Source organism: Pseudomonadota bacterium, from assembly GCA_018242545.1.
In the GTDB taxonomy this organism is placed as follows: domain Bacteria; phylum Pseudomonadota; class Alphaproteobacteria; order 16-39-46; family 16-39-46; genus 16-39-46.
Window position 1 is genome coordinate 1 of the sequence record JAFEBT010000033.1, and the last position, 19,919, is coordinate 19,919.

General features: G+C 36.1%; 15 protein-coding genes and 2 pseudogenes. 12 read left to right on the forward strand and 5 right to left on the reverse strand.

What is annotated here, in order from left to right; translation table 11 throughout:
• Nucleotides 1–384: 384 nt before the first annotated feature.
• The 5 genes from JSS34_05250 to JSS34_05270 all read left to right on the forward strand — a co-directional run bounded on the left by JSS34_05250 (nt 385) and on the right by JSS34_05270 (nt 5,190).
• A complete protein-coding gene (locus JSS34_05250; protein ID MBS0185731.1) occupies nt 385–744 on the forward strand; it encodes a hypothetical protein in 360 nt (119 codons plus the stop codon).
• Between the two features lie 397 nt (nt 745–1,141).
• The gene (locus JSS34_05255; protein MBS0185732.1) at nt 1,142–2,428 is read left to right on the forward strand and encodes a serine hydroxymethyltransferase; all 1,287 of its coding nucleotides are present in this window, start codon (nt 1,142–1,144) and stop codon (nt 2,426–2,428) included.
• Nucleotides 2,429–2,494: 66 nt separating this feature from the next.
• Nucleotides 2,495–3,043 carry a transcriptional repressor NrdR gene (gene nrdR, locus JSS34_05260; protein MBS0185733.1) on the forward strand — a complete coding sequence of 183 codons (549 nt, stop codon included), beginning with the start codon at nt 2,495–2,497 and terminating at the stop codon, nt 3,041–3,043.
• An 11-nt stretch (nt 3,044–3,054) separates the two neighbouring features.
• Complete coding sequence (nusB, locus tag JSS34_05265) at nt 3,055–3,513, forward strand: transcription antitermination factor NusB (protein MBS0185734.1); 459 nt, start codon at nt 3,055–3,057, stop codon at nt 3,511–3,513.
• Between the two features lie 132 nt (nt 3,514–3,645).
• On the forward strand, nt 3,646–5,190 hold the full coding sequence (locus JSS34_05270; GenBank protein MBS0185735.1) for an NTP/NDP exchange transporter: 1,545 nt from the start codon (nt 3,646–3,648) through the stop codon (nt 5,188–5,190).
• 168 nt (nt 5,191–5,358) lie between these two features.
• On the opposite strand, the gene JSS34_05275 is transcribed toward JSS34_05270, so the two are convergent.
• From JSS34_05275 to JSS34_05285, 3 genes and pseudogenes are all read right to left on the reverse strand, one after another.
• Nucleotides 5,359–6,906 (reverse strand): hypothetical protein, encoded by a 1,548-nt coding sequence (locus JSS34_05275; GenBank protein MBS0185736.1) that lies wholly within the window; start codon nt 6,904–6,906, stop codon nt 5,359–5,361.
• A 40-nt stretch (nt 6,907–6,946) separates the two neighbouring features.
• Nucleotides 6,947–8,341: a hypothetical protein gene (locus JSS34_05280; GenBank protein MBS0185737.1), complete on the reverse strand. Its 1,395-nt coding sequence runs from the start codon at nt 8,339–8,341 to the stop codon at nt 6,947–6,949.
• 231 nt (nt 8,342–8,572) lie between these two features.
• A pseudogene (locus JSS34_05285) lies at nt 8,573–10,356 on the reverse strand (ABC transporter ATP-binding protein).
• Between the two features lie 307 nt (nt 10,357–10,663).
• Here JSS34_05285 and JSS34_05290 point away from each other — a divergent pair.
• The 7 genes from JSS34_05290 to JSS34_05320 all read left to right on the forward strand — a co-directional run bounded on the left by JSS34_05290 (nt 10,664) and on the right by JSS34_05320 (nt 18,907).
• A complete protein-coding gene (locus tag JSS34_05290) occupies nt 10,664–12,736 on the forward strand; it encodes a sodium-translocating pyrophosphatase (GenBank protein MBS0185738.1) in 2,073 nt (690 codons plus the stop codon).
• A 213-nt stretch (nt 12,737–12,949) separates the two neighbouring features.
• A complete protein-coding gene (locus JSS34_05295) occupies nt 12,950–13,324 on the forward strand; it encodes a hypothetical protein (GenBank protein ID MBS0185739.1) in 375 nt (124 codons plus the stop codon).
• 277 nt (nt 13,325–13,601) lie between these two features.
• Entirely contained in the window at nt 13,602–14,498 is an 897-nt protein-coding gene (locus JSS34_05300; protein MBS0185740.1) for an Rpn family recombination-promoting nuclease/putative transposase, read from the forward strand.
• 159 nt (nt 14,499–14,657) lie between these two features.
• Nucleotides 14,658–15,725, forward strand: a complete 1,068-nt coding sequence (locus JSS34_05305) for a hypothetical protein (protein MBS0185741.1) — start codon at nt 14,658–14,660, stop codon at nt 15,723–15,725.
• Nucleotides 15,726–15,775: 50 nt separating this feature from the next.
• Nucleotides 15,776–17,302 carry a methionine--tRNA ligase gene (locus tag JSS34_05310; GenBank protein ID MBS0185742.1) on the forward strand — a complete coding sequence of 509 codons (1,527 nt, stop codon included), beginning with the start codon at nt 15,776–15,778 and terminating at the stop codon, nt 17,300–17,302.
• The gene (locus JSS34_05315; GenBank protein ID MBS0185743.1) at nt 17,299–18,108 is read left to right on the forward strand and encodes a TatD family hydrolase; all 810 of its coding nucleotides are present in this window, start codon (nt 17,299–17,301) and stop codon (nt 18,106–18,108) included. Before JSS34_05310 ends, JSS34_05315 begins: the two co-directional genes overlap by 4 nt.
• A 22-nt stretch (nt 18,109–18,130) precedes the next feature.
• Nucleotides 18,131–18,907, forward strand: a complete 777-nt coding sequence (locus JSS34_05320; protein MBS0185744.1) for an MBL fold metallo-hydrolase — start codon at nt 18,131–18,133, stop codon at nt 18,905–18,907.
• Nucleotides 18,908–18,918: 11 nt separating this feature from the next.
• Here the strand turns inward: JSS34_05320 and JSS34_05325 are convergent.
• Nucleotides 18,919–19,337 (reverse strand): annotated as a pseudogene (locus JSS34_05325) (type II toxin-antitoxin system VapC family toxin).
• A 23-nt stretch (nt 19,338–19,360) separates the two neighbouring features.
• Complete coding sequence (locus JSS34_05330; GenBank protein MBS0185745.1) at nt 19,361–19,582, reverse strand: type II toxin-antitoxin system Phd/YefM family antitoxin; 222 nt, start codon at nt 19,580–19,582, stop codon at nt 19,361–19,363.
• Nucleotides 19,583–19,919 lie beyond the last annotated feature (337 nt).

Genomic DNA, 19,919 nt, shown 5'->3' on the forward strand with positions numbered 1-19,919 from the left:
AAGTTGCATCCCCTCAATCTTCCTTTTTCTTTTTACTTACGCAGTAGGTCTAATATAGAAAAATATATCATTTTGATAAATAAGAAAAAGTTTTTATGAGTTATGATAAAAAATAATAATTTTCCGGTAAATAAGGAAAAAGAAACAATTATAGAGATTTTGCGGTGAGAAATTAAGATTAAAAGAAAAAATAAAATCCAAATTTTGAATTTTGAGAGATGCCATTTTTATTTCCTTTGGTTTCAAACTGTTGTTGTTTTTTTTAAAGCAGAATGAAAGAGCTGTTTTTTAAGTTGTTCCCCAAAAAAAATTAAGCTAAACTTAATACATAAGTAATCAATAAATACGCCTTAAAAAATATAAAAAACAAACAGGAGATCAAAAATGAAAATAAGAAATACCTTATGTGCTTCTTTAGCTGTTCTTGCGATGGCTGCTGGAACTGTGTGTGCAACTTGTGAAACAGACCAAAAAGCGCTTAAGAATCAATATGAAATGTTTGCATATTATAAAAAAGCAATGGTAGAAGCGAAGAGAGCTCATTTAAAAAATCCGAAGAATCATATGTTAGAAAAGACATATGAAGACAAACTTAAGCAATATCAGAATAGTGAAAGCGCTTGGATGAAAAACAGCATGGATTTTGAAAATAAATATCATGCAGCCTATGATAATCCATCAGCTTGTACGAGCTATCACAAAGGAACCCCAAAAACACATCCTAGAGGTTATGGAAACGATTAAATATTATAATTTCTACCTAAAAAATAAAGGCTTTTTACTTTATTCTTCTTTAAGAAAAATTGTAAGAAGCTTTTATTTTATGCATCCCATGTCTTTGTTTTTTCGTGATATTTCTTTTTCTTAAAATTAAGAGTTGAGTTAATTTTTTCTGAAAGAGAGTGTTTTTAAGTTCTAAGCTTCTGTTAAAAAGCTCTTCTCTTAAAAAGAAATTTCTTTTTGTTTGCATATTCATGGTTATCCTTTTAATTTAAATTAGAATGCGTAAATACCACTTGCTCCCTAATTAATGTATTGTTGTGATGAGGAGGATTAAATTCACATAAATTGTATCAGTTTCAAAAAATGCCTTTGTTCTATCGTTTAAATATGTTTGAAATTCTAAAGAAAGAAGGACTTTATGATCAATTTTTTTAAAACCTCCTTGCGGACATTTGATCCAGAAATATACAGTGTTATAAAAGATGAACTAAGACGTCAGCAGAATCAAATTGAGCTTATTGCTTCTGAAAACATTGTTTCTCCGGCCGTCTTAGAAGCCCAAGGATCCTGTTTAACGAATAAATATGCAGAAGGATATCCTGGCGCGCGTTACTATGGAGGTTGCGAGGTTATTGATATTGCTGAAAACCTCGCTATTGCACGTGCGAAAGAACTCTTTCAATGTACTTTTGCGAATGTACAACCCCATTCAGGATCTCAAGCCAATCAAGCTGTGTTTTTAGCGCTTTTAAAGCCAGGAGATACCATCCTTGCAATGGACCTTTCATCTGGTGGGCATCTTACCCATGGCTCATCAGTTAATTTATCAGGCAAATGGTTTAATCCTGTTTTTTATAACGTTCATCCTGAAACAGGACTCATTGATTTAAATGCTGTTGAATTGCTTGCACGAGAACATAATCCTAAACTTATTATTGCGGGAGGATCAGCGTATTCACGCTTTATTGATTTTGCGGGATTTAGAGCCATTGCAGATCGTGTTGGGGCAATGTTAATGGTTGATATGGCTCATTTTGCAGGTCTTGTGGCGGGAGGTGTCTACCCAAGTCCTCTTCCTCATGCCCATGTGGTCACAACAACAACCCATAAAACATTAAGAGGACCACGCGGCGGAATGATTTTGTCTAATGATGTTGAAATCGGAAAGAAAATCAATTCAGCTATTTTCCCTGGACTTCAAGGAGGTCCCTTGCTCCATATTATTGCAGCAAAAGCTGTTGCGTTTAAAGAGGCGTTGATGCCTTCTTTCAAAACTTATGCTCAAGATATTGTCGATAATGCTGAATCTCTCGCACAGGTTTTTTTATCACGGGGAATTCAATTGGTTTCGGGAGGAACGGATACGCATTTAATGACACTTGATTTAAGAGAACAAAACATAACAGGACGGGATGCTGAAGTTTTATTAGACAGTGTTGGATTTACGTGTAATAAAAATACAATTCCCTTTGATCCACTTCCTCCGCGTGTTACGTCTGGTATTCGCATTGGAACGCCTGCGGCAACAACTCGAGGCTTTAAGGTTTCGGAGTTTGTTAAAGTGGGGGAGTTGATTTCGGACTTGTTGGATGCCTTTTCTCATAAATCTTCTGCATTTGAGTCTCGTCAAAAGAAAATTAGAGAAGATGTGACAAAATTATGCCATAAGTTTCCAATCTACGAAGATATATTAGAAATAAAGTAAAACAGTTGTTTTTTAGAAAAGGTATTATAAAATTTCTAAAAGATCATATGAATAAAGGATGCAGAAATGCGATGCCCTTTTTGTGGCTTTGAAGATACGCAAGTTAAAGATTCGCGTCCCTCCGAAGATGGAATGTCCATTAAAAGGCGCCGATTTTGTGGGGGATGTCAATCTCGTTTTACAACGTTTGAACGAATTCAGTTGTGTGAATTGACTGTTGTAAAGTCTGATCATCGCAAAGAAGCATTTAGTCGTGAAAAGCTTGCGCGATCCATTTATGTTGCAACGCGCAAGCGTCCTATTCCGCCTGAAAAAATTGAACGCGTTATTAACGGGCTCCAACATCGTCTTGAGACGTTGGGTGAATCAGAAATTTCTTCACGCTTGATTGGCGAAATGATCATGGATGTCTTATTTGATCTTGACTCCGTCTCTTATATCAGGTTTGCATCAGTTTATAAAAATTTTAGTGAGATGACAGATTTTCAGGAATTTATCGGAAAACATTTAGATGATAAAAAAGAACGAGATGATAAAAAAGAATATCCTCGCAAAAAGAAAGAGATGCGTAAATATCCAAGTTTGTTTGAATCCCGTGATGATGAAATGAAGTGAAGTTTAAAAACATGAAAGAGTCTAAAGAGATATTTCCAAAAAAGAGGTCTGTTTCTCGTTTGGCGGCCGTTCAGGCTCTCTATCAGATATTTTTTAGAGGAGAAACACCTGCTTTGGTGATTCGGCAATTTACAGAAGATAATATTCTTGAAGAAAATCTTATCCCGGCTTCAGAAACCTTAGATGTTAGCTTGTTTTCGCAGTTGGTTTTAGGTGTTTTTGAAAAACAAGTTATGTTGGATGATATTTTACGCCAAAACCTTTCTCCTGAATGGCCTTTCGATAGAATCGATCCAATTATCATTGCAATTTTAAGGTGCGGACTTTTTGAGATTTTAACTTTTATCGTGACACCTATTCCAGTTATTATTTCTGAATATATTGATGTTGGGCATGCTTTTTGTGGCGAAAAAGAAGCACATTTTATTAATGGGCTTTTAGATCGTTTGGCACGGACATTAAGATCATAAAAAAAGTTAAGAAAAAGATATCGTCTTAAAATCTTTTTAAATTATTATTTTCTTGTAAAAATGCGTTTTGATCTGCTATAGGAAAAACAGTAAGAATCGTGTGTTTTATCTATATAAATTTTAGGATTTAAAATGAGTACGAAATCAACTTCTCCAACCGCAAACTTTACGGGGTGGCGGGCAGCACTCTGGCCAATTCATAATTTTGAATTGAAGAAATTTTTGCCACTTGCTTTTATTATGTTTTGTCTTCTTTTTAACTATACTTTGCTTCGAGACACAAAGGACACGCTTGTCGTGAACTCTGCTGGTGCAGGCGCTATTACCTTCTTAAAGCTTTACTGTGTAACGCCAGCTGCTATTTTATTCGTTATTATTTATGCAAAACTAACAAACATTTTCAGCCGTGAAAATGTTTTTTACATTGTGGTGGGGCCTTTCGTGGTCTTTTTTGCATTGTTTGGTTTTGTGATTTATCCAAATCTTGAAGCTTTACATCCTTCTCAAGAAGCGATTTTAGCTCTTCAAACTGCCTATCCGCGCTTAAGTGGTTTCATCGACATTTATGCATATTGGGCGTTTTCCCTCTTTTATGTTTTTGCTGAAATTTGGGGAAGTGCTATGATTGCTCTTATGTTTTGGCAGTTTGCGAACTACATTGTAAGAATGAATGAGTCAAAACGCTTTTATGGTCTTTTTGCCGTGATTGGAAACTTTTCTTTAATTCTGTCCGGACAATTTGTAAGCTTTTGCTCTGGCTCAACCATTCAACAATATTTTCCAACAAAAGAAGCAGCTTGGGAAGTTTCGGTTTATCTGCTTATGGGTGGTGTCACAGTATTTGGATTTCTTGCGATGTTTATTTATCGTTGGATCTATACAAATGTTATGACAGATAAAAGATATTTTGATCCAGCAGAGCAAAACCATCCTGTTAAGAAGAAGGAAAAGCCTTCTTTGGTGCAAAGCTGTAAAATTATTTTCAGCTCTCCTGAACTTGGGCTTATCACAATTCTAATTATGGCTTATGGAATTACCATTAATCTTGTGGAAGTTCAATTTAAGCATCAATTGGGTCTTTTTTACAGCGGGGATAAAGGAGGATACAATTTCTTTATGGGACAATATTCCACATTGACAGGTATCTTGACAATTCTTTTTGGATTGTTTGTTGGCTCCAACATTTTGCGCCGCGTCAGTTGGTTTAAAGCCGCTGTTATTACGCCTCTTGTGATTACAATTGGAGGGGGTCTTTTCTTCCTCTTTACGTTTGCTGAAGAAATTGCCGAGTATGCGCTTCATACATTCTCCATTGGCGCCGTTGTGGCAGCAACGTTTTTGGGAGCTGCGATTGTGATTATCAGCAAAGCGATTAAATACATCTTGTTTGATGCAACGAAAGAAATGGCCTACATACCTTTAAATGATGAGTTAAAGACAAAGGGTAAGGCTGCTGTAGATGTTATTGGTGGAAGAGCCGGTAAAGCAGGTGGTGCTTTTGTGCAAAATATGTTGCTCATTGCTTTTGCGACGAAAGATGTTGTTTTAATTGCACCTTATGCGTTCATTATTTTCGTTGTCATATGTCTTCTTTGGCTTATTGCAGTGAAAGCGCTTTCAGGACGCGTTGATGCTGCTGTGAAGCTTCGTGAAAAAGAAGCAAAAGCGCACGCTTAATTTTAACTTGCGTTGGTAACTTAAAAATACGGCAGAGACATCTGCCGTATTTTTTATTTTTCAAAATTAAAAGGAAGGGATATTCAGAATATTATGAAGAAAACCCTGAAGAATTTCAGAAAGAAATGAAAAATAGGGAGAAAGTCTTTCATAAGAAGGATAAAATGATTAACCAAAAAATTTGCTAAAAATTACTTCTCTATTACCTTGATCTTTTAAAAGTTCATCTCGAATAGGTCTTGAGAGAAATAATGTGTGTAAATTGGGAAGACGGATCAGGTCTTCTAATTTTTTTAAGAGTATTGCATCAAGAGGAAGGGTAAAATCTTTCAAATTTATTTTTCTAAGACTTAATCTTAAGGGAGTTGTAAGAATATAATGTTGGATGGTGTCAAACTGATTTCTTGAAAGCCCGAGACCTTCAAAATCTAGAGCGTCAAAAGCATAATCTGGGTCTGGAGTTTGGGAAGGAGCAGTAGGTGCTGCTGCAACAGCAGCTGCTGCTGTAACAGGTGCTGCAACAGCTGCTGGTATAAATGGTGGAAAGCTCTGTAAAAGAACTTGAGTTACGTGTTCTGTAAGTGAGCTTATAGATGAGGAAAAATCAGCATATTTAATTTGAATAGGTTCTCCAGGTCTCCATGAGAATGAAATGTCTCCTTGTTCATGTGTATTGAAAAGGCCTAAAGAAGTTGAAATCCCAACATATCCAGATTCTTCATGTTCAAAAACTTTTAAGACGTCTGGAACTAACAAAAAATTTTCAAAATAAAGAGAGGGGTCATGGAAGCGAATGAGATGAAATTTTCCTGTATTTTCAAGTTTTGTATGCTCTAAAAGTCTTTGAGCAATAGTTAGTTTAGGATGTTGAGTATCCTCACGATTTCCAGAACTAAAAATGACATACTCCGGAGACGTTTCTTGAATCCATGGTATGTTTGTTGAGCCGTCCGAATCTGCACCATGATGACTGGCTTGAAGCAAGTTCGTCTTAAAATACTTGAGGGCGCCTCCATTAGAGATCTGAGTGACTTGTCCGGCTAAAATATCATCTGTTGTTTTTCCTGTTGCATCACCTGTTAAAAGAATGGAACGTCCATCGTATTCTAAACGCAAAACAATACTTTGATAGTTTTTGTCTGCATATTTATTACCAGCAAAAATGTGGTATAAAAGTTTTTTGTAATCAAAAAATTTTATTGGTTTTGGTGTCAGCTTATCTCGAATTTTTTCGAGCGTATATGTGACATCATCAGGAGATTTATCGAGGTCAAGGGTGGAAGAGAAGTCTTCCTTTGCTCCTCCTAATAAATAATTAACTTGAAGTTTCTTGTCTGCAAGTTTTAAATCCTTAATGATTTTTTTTACAAGGCTCATATGGTCCATATCTGCATGACTTATAACCACGTTAAGTGTTGAAGTTTTGCTCATTTTTAAAAAGTCTTTTAATTTAGCCGCAATTGTTTGTGCAAGAGTTGCTGAGTCAATGCGGGAAGTTTTTTGACGCAGGACTTTTTCAGGAAGTTGTGTAGATCCAGCATCATACAGTATAGGTGGCTCACCAGGGCACCGCACAACAGTACATGCCCCTTGGCCCACATTAAAAAATTTTACTTCAATTTCATCAGAAAGAGAAAAGACTGAAGAAAAAAGAAATAAAAAAAGAAAATTAAGAATTAAATTAAAAAAGAGAACTTTTTTTCGATAACGAGGCATTTTTTTGAATTCCCTTTTTCATTTGGGACTTAAAGTTTAATTATTCTATTTTTCCTTTAGTTGCCAAGTCTTGGATGCTGGTATAATGCTTTTCAAGATTATGATCATTCATAAAGTCTGCTTTTCCAAGTGCTTCTTCTTTTTTTAAAGGATTATTTAATTGGTTTTCATAAAGCTTTGCAAGCTTGCGATATCCACTTGCATCTCCTTTTTTTTTCATTTTGGAAAAAAGTATTTCGAGGTCTGTTAACGTTTTTTCCATGTTCTCTTTCGAAACCATATTGATGAGAATATCTGCAGCACGCATGTAAGCAGAGGTCATTCCTGAGTCTCCTGCCTGTTGAAATAGCCTTTTTTGGTCTGCAGGATTAGGAGACATAAGTGCCGCTAAATAAAATCCTTCTGCAAAACCATCTTCTCCAATACGTATAAATTCTCTTAAGCGTGTTTCGGCATCATCGATACCTTCTGCAAAATAAACCATAATTTTTCCTTTAATGAAAAAAGGAAGAGACGCTAAATTCTCTTGTAAGTTAACATATATTTTATGTGCATTTTCCGAGGAAGAGAGCCCAGCTGTTTCCAATGCAGATCTATGATTGGTGAGATCACGCTGGAAAAAAGTCAGAGCGTCATCATTTTTATTCAGATATGCAGCGGAAAGGCCTTTATAAAAGAGAACCTCAGAGGTTTCTGATGTCTTAAAACTTAAAAAGGCGGCAAAAGCATCGTGCGACCTTCTTTCCCAGGATTGAGAAATTGTGAGAAAAAAATCTTCTGGGACATCTTCATTTGCATAAACGCCAAATAAGTTTGATAAATGATGCTGCGCAACAGGATTTTTAAGATAAGCACATATTGCCAATTTGTATTGAACGATAAGACGGTTATAAACAGATATACCATCTAAATGAAGGAAATTTTCAATTTCGGTTGGAAAAAAAAGGTAAGCTCCAATTGCTTCTCTATCTGTTTGTCCAGGCCATTGCATGAACATAAAAAAACGTGGATCTTTTTTTTCTTGAGCCCGTTTTTGAAAAAAATGAACGCCTTCTTTCCATTTTCCAAAGTCTTCAGAAATTTCTGAGAACTCATTATACACAAGTTTAAGTGTATCCAAAGAAGCCCCTTCGATTAACTTTTGAAGTTCTTGCCAATCTTTCTGAAAATAAAATAACGGATGATGTTTTTTATGGACAACAGGTGTTTCACTCATATCCAAAGACCCTTCATCAGATGAAATTGAATCCACTTTTACAGGGATAAAGGGCTCAGTGGATATAGAATCTCTTAAGCCCTGTGACTTAAGGGGAGGGGAAATGGTGTAGGTCCTTTTATGATGTTGAAAGTCTTCCAGTGAAAAACACTCCATAAGTGGAATAGAAGTAAAAAACAAAATAATATGAAAAAAAAAGTTTAATTTCTTAAAGGTCATGATTAAATATCCATTAATAGATTTATTAGCGCTACTTAAATCTATCATAAAATAGAAAATAAATGCAATTTATTTAAGCTTATGATGAAATTTAAAATAATAAAATACATGTATAAATATAAATTGAGCCGACATTTTCTTTTTCCTTAAGATCATGCCTTTATACATCAACAATAATATTATAATCTATTGTATTAGTTTTACGCAGCAAGCCTGTTTTTGCTTGTAAAATTAAGAGGGCTTATTTGGTAAAAATCCACCTGTTTGTGCTTTCCAGAGCGTTTCATATAACCCATTTTTTTTAAGCAATTCTTGATGCGTGCCATCTTCTACGATCTTACCATGTTCAAAAACGAGAATCCGGTCCATATGGAGAAGAGTGGAAAGTCTGTGGGCAATAACAAGACATGTTTTCCCTTTCATTATTTTCTGAAGTGAATTCTGGATGAGAGACTCTGTATGGGAATCAAGTTGGGAGGCCGCTTCATCTAAAATCAATATGGGTGCATTTTTAAGGGTTGCACGTGCAAAGGCAATACGTTGACGTTGACCGCCGGAAAGTTTAATCCCGCGTTCACCAACAAGAGAATTGTACCCTTCCGGAAGCTTTGAAATAAATTCATGTGCATGAGAAATTTTTGCCGCTTCAATAACCTCTTCATCTGTCGCATCAAGGCATCCATAACGAATGTTTTCCATTAAGGAGCGATTATATAATGAAGGATCTTGAGGAATCATTCCTATGGCATTCCGCAGAGAATCTTGCGTAATTTCTTTTATATTTTGTTGATCAATTAAGATCTTCCCCTCATTAACATCAAAGAGCCGAAGGATTAAATTTGCAAATGTTGTTTTGCCACATCCTGAATATCCCACTAATCCAACTTTGGAGCCGCCTTCAATGAGGACGGATAGATTTTGAAAAAGGGGTGTTGCTGCTTTATAATGAAATTTAACATTATCAAAGATAATTTCTCCTTTTGTGATGCGTAAAATGTGAGCGTGAGGCTGATCAAGGATTTCAATAGGTTTAAAGAGCATGCGGAGACTTTGATTGCATTTTCCAATGGCATTATTTAAATTATCAATTTGCTCGGTAACCCACCATATTGTAAATCCAACTTCAATACTTAACCCTAAAATTAAAGCAAAGTCGCCGGCTGTCACAAGATTAAGAGCTTTTAACTTGAGGAGGGTATACATCATAAACGAGAGCATTAAAGTTTGTGAGAAACCTTGGATGAGATGGAGTTTAATGAGAAATCCTTGTTTTGCTTAAAACTTTTTTTTCATGCTCTCTAAAGCCGTTAAAATATAAGACCTTTCATAACCTGAGCGCGCAAATAATCTAATGTTTTGAGAATTGGAAACGCTATCAACGAGCTGGCCAGACACACGTGATTCGCTTTCTGCATATATGTCTGCAAGAGTCACAACTTTTTTAGAAAATATCCAGCTTAAAAGAAAACGCCCAAACACTGAATCCATAAAAAAAGATAGGACGAACAAAGTACATGCTTAAAAGTGCGCCAATTAAAAGCACAAATCCTCTTAGAATGTGAGGAAAGTGATCATGTATGGCTTCTTCTAAGTTGTTGGCTAATAACGTAATATTATTAGAAATTTTACCACTTAAGTTTTCTTGAAAAAAATGATGCGAATGTTGTGTTATATATGAGAACGTCTCCTCAATAACTTTTTTTTTATTTGAGGTTGGATTTTTGATTAATAAAGGCAAGTCGTCTCCAAGAAAGATTATGGATTTCAAAATTAATGATGAAAAAAAGAGCTGGCCATAGAACAGTTGACGTCATTATATGTGAAGGCGTGACATTTTCTATTGAATCAATAATAATTTTAAGTAAATTTGAATTAATAACGCCATAAAGGCCTGATACACAAGCACATAAGATTAAAAGATACACCATAAAGCGATGAGGTCTTAAAAAATATAAAATAAGAAAAAAGAGTGTTTTTGGAAATTCCTTTTTTGAAGAATATAAATGCTGAATCATTAAGCCCCTCCAGTCTGGATTATGCTTTCTATTGATTGCAGTGAAAAAGATTAAAAACGAACCTTTTAAAATGAGGCTATTTAAAGTATTTGTCTAGAATAAAAATTTATAGCTTTATTTTTTTTAAAAAAAATGATTCGATAATCTAGATATCAAAAGTGTTATTTAAAATTCTTTAAAATTCAGAACCTTATTTTCTAAAAAAGGAATGCTTAAAAACGTATTGACGTTGAAGCTTAGATAGTTCATGAAAAGAGAAGTGTTTTGAATATGTGTATGGTTTTTGTTTAAAAAATGGATCTCTAAAATGCTATATTATGTAACGCTTGGATGTGCTGGTTTGGCACTTTTATATGGGCTTCTGGCAACGCGCTCTGTGCTTTCAGCAAGTGCTGGGAATGAACGGATGCAAGAAATTGCGGCTGCAATTCAAGAAGGCGCTAAAGCCTACTTAAATCGTCAATATACAACAATTGGAGCTGTTGGTCTTGGTGTTGGAGGGCTTTTATGGTTCTTCATGAGTCCTCATGTTACGGTTGGTTTTCTGATCGGTGCAATTTTATCTGGTTTGGCGGGATATATCGGAATGAATATTTCCGTACGTGCCAATGTTCGAACAGCTGAAGCTGCCAGGCAAGGTATTGAACCTGCGCTGTCTTTAGCTTTTAAGTCTGGAGCGATTACAGGCCTTTTGGTTGTTGGGCTTGGTCTTTTAGGGGTTACAGCCTATTATATGGTCTTAAATGCACAAGGACTTGCAATGCGCAGTATCCTTGAGGCTCTTGTCGCTTTAAGTTTTGGCGCATCTTTGATTTCAATTTTTGCGCGGCTTGGAGGCGGAATCTTTACGAAAGGAGCAGATGTTGGTGCGGATCTTGTGGGAAAAATTGAGGCTGGAATTCCTGAAGATGATCCTCGTAATCCAGCGGTGATTGCTGACAACGTTGGGGATAACGTTGGAGATTGTGCCGGTATGGCTGCTGATCTTTTTGAAACATATGTTGTTACATTGGTTGCAACGATGTTGCTCGGAGCTATTTCTTTTGTGGGACCTATCCAAGAAAAGATTTTGCTTTATCCTCTTTTAATTGGAGGTGTGTGTATTGTTGGATCAATTTTGGGAACTTTTTTTGTAAAGCTTGGCAATAATGGTTCAATCATGGGTGCTCTTTATAAAGGATTGGTTTCCTCTGCTCTTATTTCTGGGGGGCTCATTGCTGGTTTGACCTATTACCTTTTTGGAGAAGAGACGCTTAATTATGGAAATTTTTCTCTTGAATCAATGCATCTTATTTTTTGCTCTCTTATAGGGTTAGGGGTAACGGGTCTTTTGGTGTGGATTACAGAATATTATACCTCAACATCTTACCGTCCTGTGAAAAGTATTGCTCAGGCTTCAACAACAGGGCATGCAACAAATATTATTCAAGGTTTGGCTGTTTCAATGGAAGCAACCGCTCTGCCTGTCCTTGTTATTTGTGGCGGAATCATCGGAGCTTACATGATTGCGGGTCTGTTTGGCGTTGCACTTGCTGCAACAACAATGTTGGCTCTTGCTGGAATTATTGTTGCTTTAGACGCCTATGGACCTGTAACGGATAATGCTGGGGGCATTGCTGAAATGTCGAATTTACCCCCCGATGTTCGGAAAGTTACAGATGCGTTGGATGCTGTTGGAAATACAACGAAAGCTGTTACCAAAGGATATGCTATTGGATCTGCAGCTCTTGCTGCTTTGGTTCTTTTTTCAGCTTATACAGAAGATTTGAATCATTATTTCTTAGGATTAGATGTTACCTTTTCCTTGCAAGATCCTTTTGTAGTGATTGGACTTTTCATTGGCGGACTTTTACCTTTTCTTTTTGGTGCTCTTTGCATGAAAGCAGTTGGACGGGCTGGTTCTGCTGTTGTCGTCGAGGTTCGTCGTCAATTTAGAGAGATTACAGGTCTTATGGAAGGAAAAGCAAAACCTGAATATGGAACGGCTGTTGATCTTTTGACGAAGTCGGCAATTAAGGAAATGATTGCACCTTCTTTACTTCCTGTTTTATCTCCTCTTGTTGTGTATTTTTTAGTTCTTTGGATTGCGGGGCAACCCGCAGCATTCTCCGCTTTAGGAGCCATGCTCATGGGAACAATCATTACAGGTATTTTTGTTGCCATTTCCATGACATCAGGGGGAGGAGCATGGGATAATGCTAAAAAATACATTGAAGATGGTCACTTTGATGGCAAAGGGTCGCCTGCTCATATGGCGGCTGTAACAGGAGATACCGTCGGGGATCCTTATAAGGATACGGCAGGCCCTGCCATTAATCCTATGATAAAGATTATCAACATTGTGGCGCTTCTCTTGCTTGCAGCACTTGCGCACAGTTGATTTTACTTTAAGATCCTAAAAAGCCTCTGGAAAGAGATTTTCAGAGGCTTTTTTTATGAGCCTTTTGAATTAAAATTTTTGTTTTTTAAGTGCGAATCATGTTAAGATCTTTATGTTGTTTTATTTTAAATTTTTAAGGGAGAACGTCATGACTAAAAAAAATCGCTTCTTCTCATTTGTTCTTGTTTATTAATTTCTTCAGAGCTTTTCTCAATGCTTGAAGAGGAAAGACGTGAACACTTTGTTGCGTCACCTCTTTCGCCTTCCCATAGTGCTCAAAAAGAATTTGTATCGTTAGAAGAAAATTTGAAACTTTTTAAGAGGATGGCAAATGGAGAGCTGACGAATTATAATTGGCTTTCACAGAATCAACGAGATGTATTGCAAAGAATTCTAAATGAAAGCGCAAAAAAGCTTGCTGAGGAGAGAGAAAAGCCTTTTATTTCTCAAATGCCAAGACCTTCATTTGAGCAAAACGAAGCTCTTGTGGAAGATCAGCCCTTGAATGGAGAACAAGAGGAGATACTTATGAACACGATTAAGCAATTGTCATTAAAGCTGCAAACATTTGAAAAAGACAGACGATAAGCACTTCATATATTTAAGTGAAAAATGTAAGCTTGCTGTTTTTAGAAAGATCCTGGCAGAGTTTTTCAATCTGAAATGAGCAAACATATGAATTATGAACTGGCTTAAGATAAGAGCTTCCTTCTTTGGTAGAGAGGATTAGAAACAAAATAAATTCTCTTTTCCTAGATTTCCTGCACATAATTTTTGGGTTTTTATGAAGGGGATTTTTCTCACTTTTCCCTTGAAAACTCTATGGTTTTGTTCTATTTATAGAGTAAATAATTCAAGGTAGATGATTATGATAACCAAGTTTTTAGATCCCAAAAACGCTCTGGCCTTCAAGCGAATTTTTGGGACGCCGCGGAACTCTGACATTATGATTCATTTTTTGAATGATATTCTCAATCTTAAAGAAGATTCTATCCAGAAAGTTACTTTTTTAAAGCCCAATCAAGATCCTGTTGTTGCTGCAGAACGTCAAAGTATTGTTGATGTGATGTGTGAAGATGAAAAACACAATAAATTTATCATTGAAATGCAAGTGGCCCGAGATCCTGGATTTGTAAAACGAGCTCAATATTATGCATCTAAAACTTATATTGATCAGCGCGATACACATGCCGACTATAAAGATCTTAAAAACGTCAGATTTTTAGCAATTTATGAAGAAAATCTCTTTCCTAAAAAAGTGGATTTTATTTCCTATCATGAGATGCGGGATATAAAAACGCAAGAGAATGATCTCGATAGCTTTAAATTTATCTTTTTAGAGCTTTCTAAATTTAAAAATAAAAAAGGCAATTTAAAGACTCTTACTCAAAAATGGGCTTATTTTTTTAAACACGCTGCTGAAACGAAAGAAGAAGATCTCGCTGAGATTATTGGATCGGATCTTATTATCGAAAGAGCCTACAAGGAGCTTAATCGCTTTGGGTGGAGCAAGAATGAATTAATGGAATATGAAGCCGTAGATATGAAAATTGCAGCCGTCAGGGATGCCCTTGAGGAATCTTTTTCTGAGGGTGTAAAAAAAGGGGAAGCTATTGGAAGAGAAGAAGGTAAAGATATTAAAGCCGTAAAAATTGCTCGAGAAATGATTAAGGATGGGATGGATATAGAGAAAATTATTAAATTTACAGACCTTGCGCGAGAGAGAATTGAAATGCTTATAAAAGAAGAGAAAGAAAAATAGAACATGAATAATACCTTCAAAAATATAAGAGAAGTTATCTATCTAAAAAATTCTTTAAATGATTTGAGAGAAGTCTAAATTAGAGTTTTATCACGTAGAGAGAAGATACAGATTTCTCTTATTTTTTGAGATGGTATAAATTGAGAGCCCCAAGACTTTATGGAAAAAAAAGAAGATCATATAGAGTTACATGTTCAGAAGATGTCTCCCTTAACCCAGGAGCATCTTTTAGGTCATGAAAGCGTTGAAAAAAATCTAAGGCGTCTCATTGATGAAAATAAGCTTCCCCATGCTCTTTTAATCACAGGTCCCTCGGGTATTGGAAAAGCAACCCTTGGATTTAGGTTGAGCCGCTTTCTCTGTATTTATGGCATAAAAGAAGAACAAGAAAAAATTGAGCCAGATTCTCTTTATGTGGCGTCTACCCACCCTCTTTTTCGACGATTTGTTCAACATAGTTTTGGAGACTTTTTATGTGTTCCTGAAGAAGGAAACACCTCTGAAATTGGCATTGATGCTATTCGAAATCTAATTCATTTTTTACATCAAACGCCTCGGGAAGGAACAATTCGTTGTGTTCTCATTGAGGATGCTCATTTAATGAACCGAAATGCCGCAAACGCTCTTTTAAAAATTCTCGAAGCGCCACCAAGTCATGTTTTTTTAATTCTTGTTACTTCAAAAGAAAATTTAATGTTGCCAACCATTTTATCGCGCGTTCATAAAATACGGCTCTCTCCTCTTGATTCAACAAAGACACGTGAGATCCTTCATAGAAATCTTGAAACAGCTTCCGAAGAAGAAGTAAATTTTCTAGAGGAATTTTCGGAAGGATCGCCTGGTTTTGGGGAGAATGTCTTTTTATTAGGTGGAAAGGCTTTTTATAATCAATTATGTGCCTTTTTTGAAGGATGTGTTCTTCGCTCAAAAGAACAACATCTTCCCTTTGACCTTATCCACACATTTTTAGAAAAACATAAGAATGAACATCTTTCATGTGACTTTATATATGGTTTTATTTTAAAAAGCCTTAGCATCTTTCTTGATTTGCACAGAAAAAAATCTTTTTTTCAAAAAGAAATTGATTTTTCAATGTCTTATGAAGCGAGGCTAGCACTTTGGAGCCGCGCACAACATATCCTAATGGAGGCTTTAACGTTTGATCTTGATCTGAAGCAAGTCTTAAGCTCTTTATTTTTGGAAATTTACGAAGCATTTTCAGCTTGAAGTCTTATGTTTCCTATGGAAAAGTAAAATTTTAAATATGGAGCCTCAGGATGAAAGATACTTTTTATATTACGACCCCCATTTATTATGTGAATGATGTTCCTCATATTGGAAGTGTTTATACAAATGTTGCCTGTGATGTTATGGCGCGTTTTGCACGTCTGGATGGGTATGACGTTAAATTTCTAACAGGGACGGATGAGCATGGGCAGAAAGTTGAAAAATCTGCTAAAGATGCAGGCCTTTCTCCTCAAGCATTTGTGGATAAAATTGCTGAAAATTTTAAAAAAATGGTTTCCTTTTGTAATATCTCTTCCGATGATTTTATCCGAACGAGTGAAGAAAGACATGTAAAGGGTGTTTCACATTTATGGGAAGAACTTGTTAAAAAAGGATATATTTATCTTGGTTCTTATAAAGGATGGTATTCCATACGAGATGAAGCTTTTTATGCAGAATCTGAAATAAAAGATGGGAAAGCTCCAACAGGGGCACCGGTTGAGTGGGTGGAAGAACCCAGTTATTTTTTCAAGCTATCCGCATTTCAAGAGAAGCTTTTAAAATATTATGAGGACCATCCAGATTTTATTGGCCCTCTTTCCCGTCGTAATGAAGTGATCCAATTTGTTAAATCAGGATTAACAGATCTTTCCGTTTCGAGAACCAGTTTTAGCTGGGGCATCCAAGTTCCTCATGATCCAAAACATGTTATTTATGTATGGCTTGATGCTTTAACAAACTATTTAACAGCGCTCGGATATCCAGAGGAAACCGAAGATTTTAAAAAATTCTGGCCAGCACTCCATGTGGTCGGTAAGGACATCTTAAGATTTCATACAGTCTATTGGCCTGCTTTTTTAATGGCCGCTGACCTTCCTCTTCCAAAAAGAATTTATGCCCATGGGTTTTGGACAAATGAAGGGCAAAAGATGTCTAAGTCTCTTAAAAATACGATTGATCCAATTGCCTTGATTGAAACATATGGGCTTGATCCCGTCCGGTATTTTTTAATCAGAGAGATTCCCTTTGGACAAGATGGGAACTTTTCAAAGGCGCATCTTATTGCACGTATGAATGAAGATTTGGCCAATGATCTTGGAAATCTCTCGCAACGAGTGCTTTCTTTCATTCAAAAAAATGCTCAAGCTCGGATTCCTTCCAAAGGTCTCTTAAATCAGGAAGACCAGGTGTTAATGAAGATGGGATCTGATCTTCTTTCTAAGATAAGACCCTTGGTTTTAAAAGACCAAGAGCTTCATCGCTACATTGAAGAAATTTGGAAGGTCATTGCAGCATCGAATCGATATGTCGATTATCAAGCTCCTTGGACACTTAAAAAAACGGATCCTAAACGTATGGAAACAGTTCTTTATGTTCTTTGTACTCTCCTTCAGAAAATAGGGATTCTTTTGCAGCCGCTTCTTCCGGAAGCGAGCGCAAAGATTTTAGATCAACTCGCGCTTCCCCTTGAAAAAAGAAAATTTGAAGACATTGAAACGCCTCTTAAAGAAGGCACATGCCTTCCACCTCCTCAGGTTATTTTTCCAAAATTTAAAGAAGAAAGCGTTTTACTGTGAAAAATTCTTACTGGGTTGATAGTCATTGCCACCTTTATCCCGATCTTCAAGAAGACCTGGATCAGGTTATTCAAAATGCACATGCTGTAAATATTCAACTTATGCTTTCAGTTTGTACGGATTTAAAAGAATTCCCCGGCATTCTCGCTCTTGCAGAACGTGAGCCTTCTGTTTTTTGTACAATTGGAGCCCATCCGCATGAAACATCTCATCATGCGTCTCTTGCAATTTCTGATTTTATAGAAGCCACGAATCATCCAAAAGTTGTGGGAATAGGCGAAACAGGACTTGATTATTACTACACCCATAGCCCAGAAAAGATTCAAAAAGAGTCTTTTCGTATTCATATTGATGTGCATAAAGCAACGAAGCTGCCTCTTGTTATTCATTCACGGGACGGCGAGGACGATCTTTTAAAAATTTTAAAAGAAAAAAATGTAAATGCATGCGATGGAAAAGCACCCGGTGTTATTCATTGTTTTAGTGGAACAGAAGAGTTTGCTTTTGCGTGTTTAGATCTTGGGTTTTATATTTCTATTTCAGGTATTATTACGTTTAAGAAAGCCGATCTTTTACGTGAAATTGTCAAGAAAATTCCTCTTGAGAGACTTCTTGTTGAAACAGATGCACCCTTTTTAGCTCCTGTTCCGCATCGCGGAAAGAGAAATGAACCTGCCTTCATGATTGAGACGGCTAAATGTGTTGCAGATCTGAAGGGGGTTTCATGCAACGATTTGCAAAATATCACAACACAAAACTTCCATACTTTATTTTGGAAAGTTCCTCAACCTGTTCAAGACATATGATTTTTCGAGGAAAGGATTCTAAATGCGTGTGACAATTTTAGGATGTGGAGCGGCTCAAGGAATGCCTGTTTGGGGACTCGAATGGGGAAAAGGATGGGGAGCTTGCGATCCCCTAAATTCTAAAAATAGACGGACACGAGCGTCAATTTTTATTGAGTCGGATGGCACATCCCTTTTGGTTGATACGTCCCCAGACCTTAAAGATCAAGGATTTAACAACAACATTACGAATATTGATGCTGTTCTTTTCACACATGCCCACGCTGATCATTGTCATGGTATCAATGACCTGCAGTTTTTAGCTCGGGCGTGGGAGAGACTTATTCCTGTTTATGCGTCTCATAAAACGATTGAGGTTTTGAAAGATCGTTTTAATTATGCTTTTCAAACGCCCCAAAGTGCGGCTCCGCATCATGGCGCTTTTTTAATTCCACATCAAATTACAGAATCTTTTAAAGTTAAAAATGTGACCGTTATTCCCTTTGAGCAAGATCATGGTTTTGAGATCTCTCTCGGATTTCGTGTGAAAGATTTTGCTTATTCTACGGATGTGGTTCAGCTGAATGATAAAGCTTTTGAGGTTTTAAAAGACGTTGATACATGGGTTGTTGATTGTTTACGATATGAGTCAAATTTAACCCACGCACACCTTCCTTTAGTTCTTGAGTGGATTGAGCGTGTCGGCCCAAGACGTGCTATTTTAACCCATTTAAATTTTGAAATGGATTATGAAGAACTTTCTAAGAAACTTCCATCACATGTTGAAGTGGCATATGATGGGATGGTTTTAGAAATTTGATCTGTAAATTCTTAGCACGCTTCAAAAGGATTTAAGAGGTTAAGTCGGGGAATGTCAAAATCCTTGATATTTCGCGTGACGATTCTAAGATGATGAGTTAAGGTTTTGGCAGCAAGAAGAATATCAATGGCTGTTAATTGATGATGGTGCTTGGGAGCTGCAATATGCCCCCAACGTTCTGCAATCTCAAGATCAATGGAAATGATGTTTTCATTAAACCAGCGAGGAAGTTCCTCTTCTACCCATAGTATTAATTGTTTTTTCGTTTTCCATTTTCTAATTTTTCGATTCCTCTTCTAATTTCACCTAGGGTTAAAACGCTGGTAAAAAGTGATTTCGAAGGAACGTTTTTGAACCAGTTGTAAACATGAATGTTAGGTTGGGGACGAATTGTTTCTGAAATAATATTTGTGTCCAACAAATAATTCATAATTCTATATTTCGGTTCTTTGATTAATCTTTCTCAAAAGTAATATCTAAACTCTTTAAAGGAGATTGTCTCATAAAATCAAAAAAGTTCAATTTTGGTCCAATAAGACGTTCATACTCTTTTTTAGAAATAAGAATAGCTTCTTCCTTTCCTCTAACGATAAGCACTTGTGGTCCTTTTTGAATACACAAACGCACGACTTCACTGAGTCGTAATTTTGCATTTTGTAATTGCCATGTTTGCATTTTAATCTCCAAAAACTAGACAAACTAGTTATTGTATAAGCTATACAGAAATTATATCAGTATTATTGATAATTTTTTGATTTAAACATAACGAAGAGCATATCATTTCTTACTAGCGGAACATATAAATAAGGAAATTGAGAAAATTATAAAAGAGCAAGTAGATTTGCTGGTATCAGAATAAGACAAAACTTAAAGCTTTTTGATAATTTGAAACGATATTTTGAAAATATTTATCCAAAAAAATAAAAAAAGAACAAAAAGCATATTGACTTATAGGGATATTCTTTTAGACTATTTTCCAAATTTAGACCTAAATGTATAAAACAAGATTCAT

Coding starts and splice junctions, on each gene's coding strand:
- JSS34_05295 (MBS0185739.1), top strand. CDS start 12,950: ATGCTTGAAGAGGAAAGACGTGAACACTTTGTTGCGTCACCTCTTTCG.
- JSS34_05250 (MBS0185731.1), top strand. CDS start 385: ATGAAAATAAGAAATACCTTATGTGCTTCTTTAGCTGTTCTTGCGATG.
- JSS34_05275 (MBS0185736.1), bottom strand. CDS start 6,906: ATGCCTCGTTATCGAAAAAAAGTTCTCTTTTTTAATTTAATTCTTAAT.
- nrdR (MBS0185733.1), top strand. CDS start 2,495: ATGCGATGCCCTTTTTGTGGCTTTGAAGATACGCAAGTTAAAGATTCG.
- nusB (MBS0185734.1), top strand. CDS start 3,055: ATGAAAGAGTCTAAAGAGATATTTCCAAAAAAGAGGTCTGTTTCTCGT.
- JSS34_05330 (MBS0185745.1), bottom strand. CDS start 19,582: ATGCAAACATGGCAATTACAAAATGCAAAATTACGACTCAGTGAAGTC.
- JSS34_05270 (MBS0185735.1), top strand. CDS start 3,646: ATGAGTACGAAATCAACTTCTCCAACCGCAAACTTTACGGGGTGGCGG.
- JSS34_05320 (MBS0185744.1), top strand. CDS start 18,131: ATGCGTGTGACAATTTTAGGATGTGGAGCGGCTCAAGGAATGCCTGTT.
- JSS34_05310 (MBS0185742.1), top strand. CDS start 15,776: ATGAAAGATACTTTTTATATTACGACCCCCATTTATTATGTGAATGAT.
- JSS34_05290 (MBS0185738.1), top strand. CDS start 10,664: ATGCTATATTATGTAACGCTTGGATGTGCTGGTTTGGCACTTTTATAT.
- JSS34_05280 (MBS0185737.1), bottom strand. CDS start 8,341: ATGACCTTTAAGAAATTAAACTTTTTTTTTCATATTATTTTGTTTTTT.
- JSS34_05255 (MBS0185732.1), top strand. CDS start 1,142: ATGATCAATTTTTTTAAAACCTCCTTGCGGACATTTGATCCAGAAATA.
- JSS34_05305 (MBS0185741.1), top strand. CDS start 14,658: ATGGAAAAAAAAGAAGATCATATAGAGTTACATGTTCAGAAGATGTCT.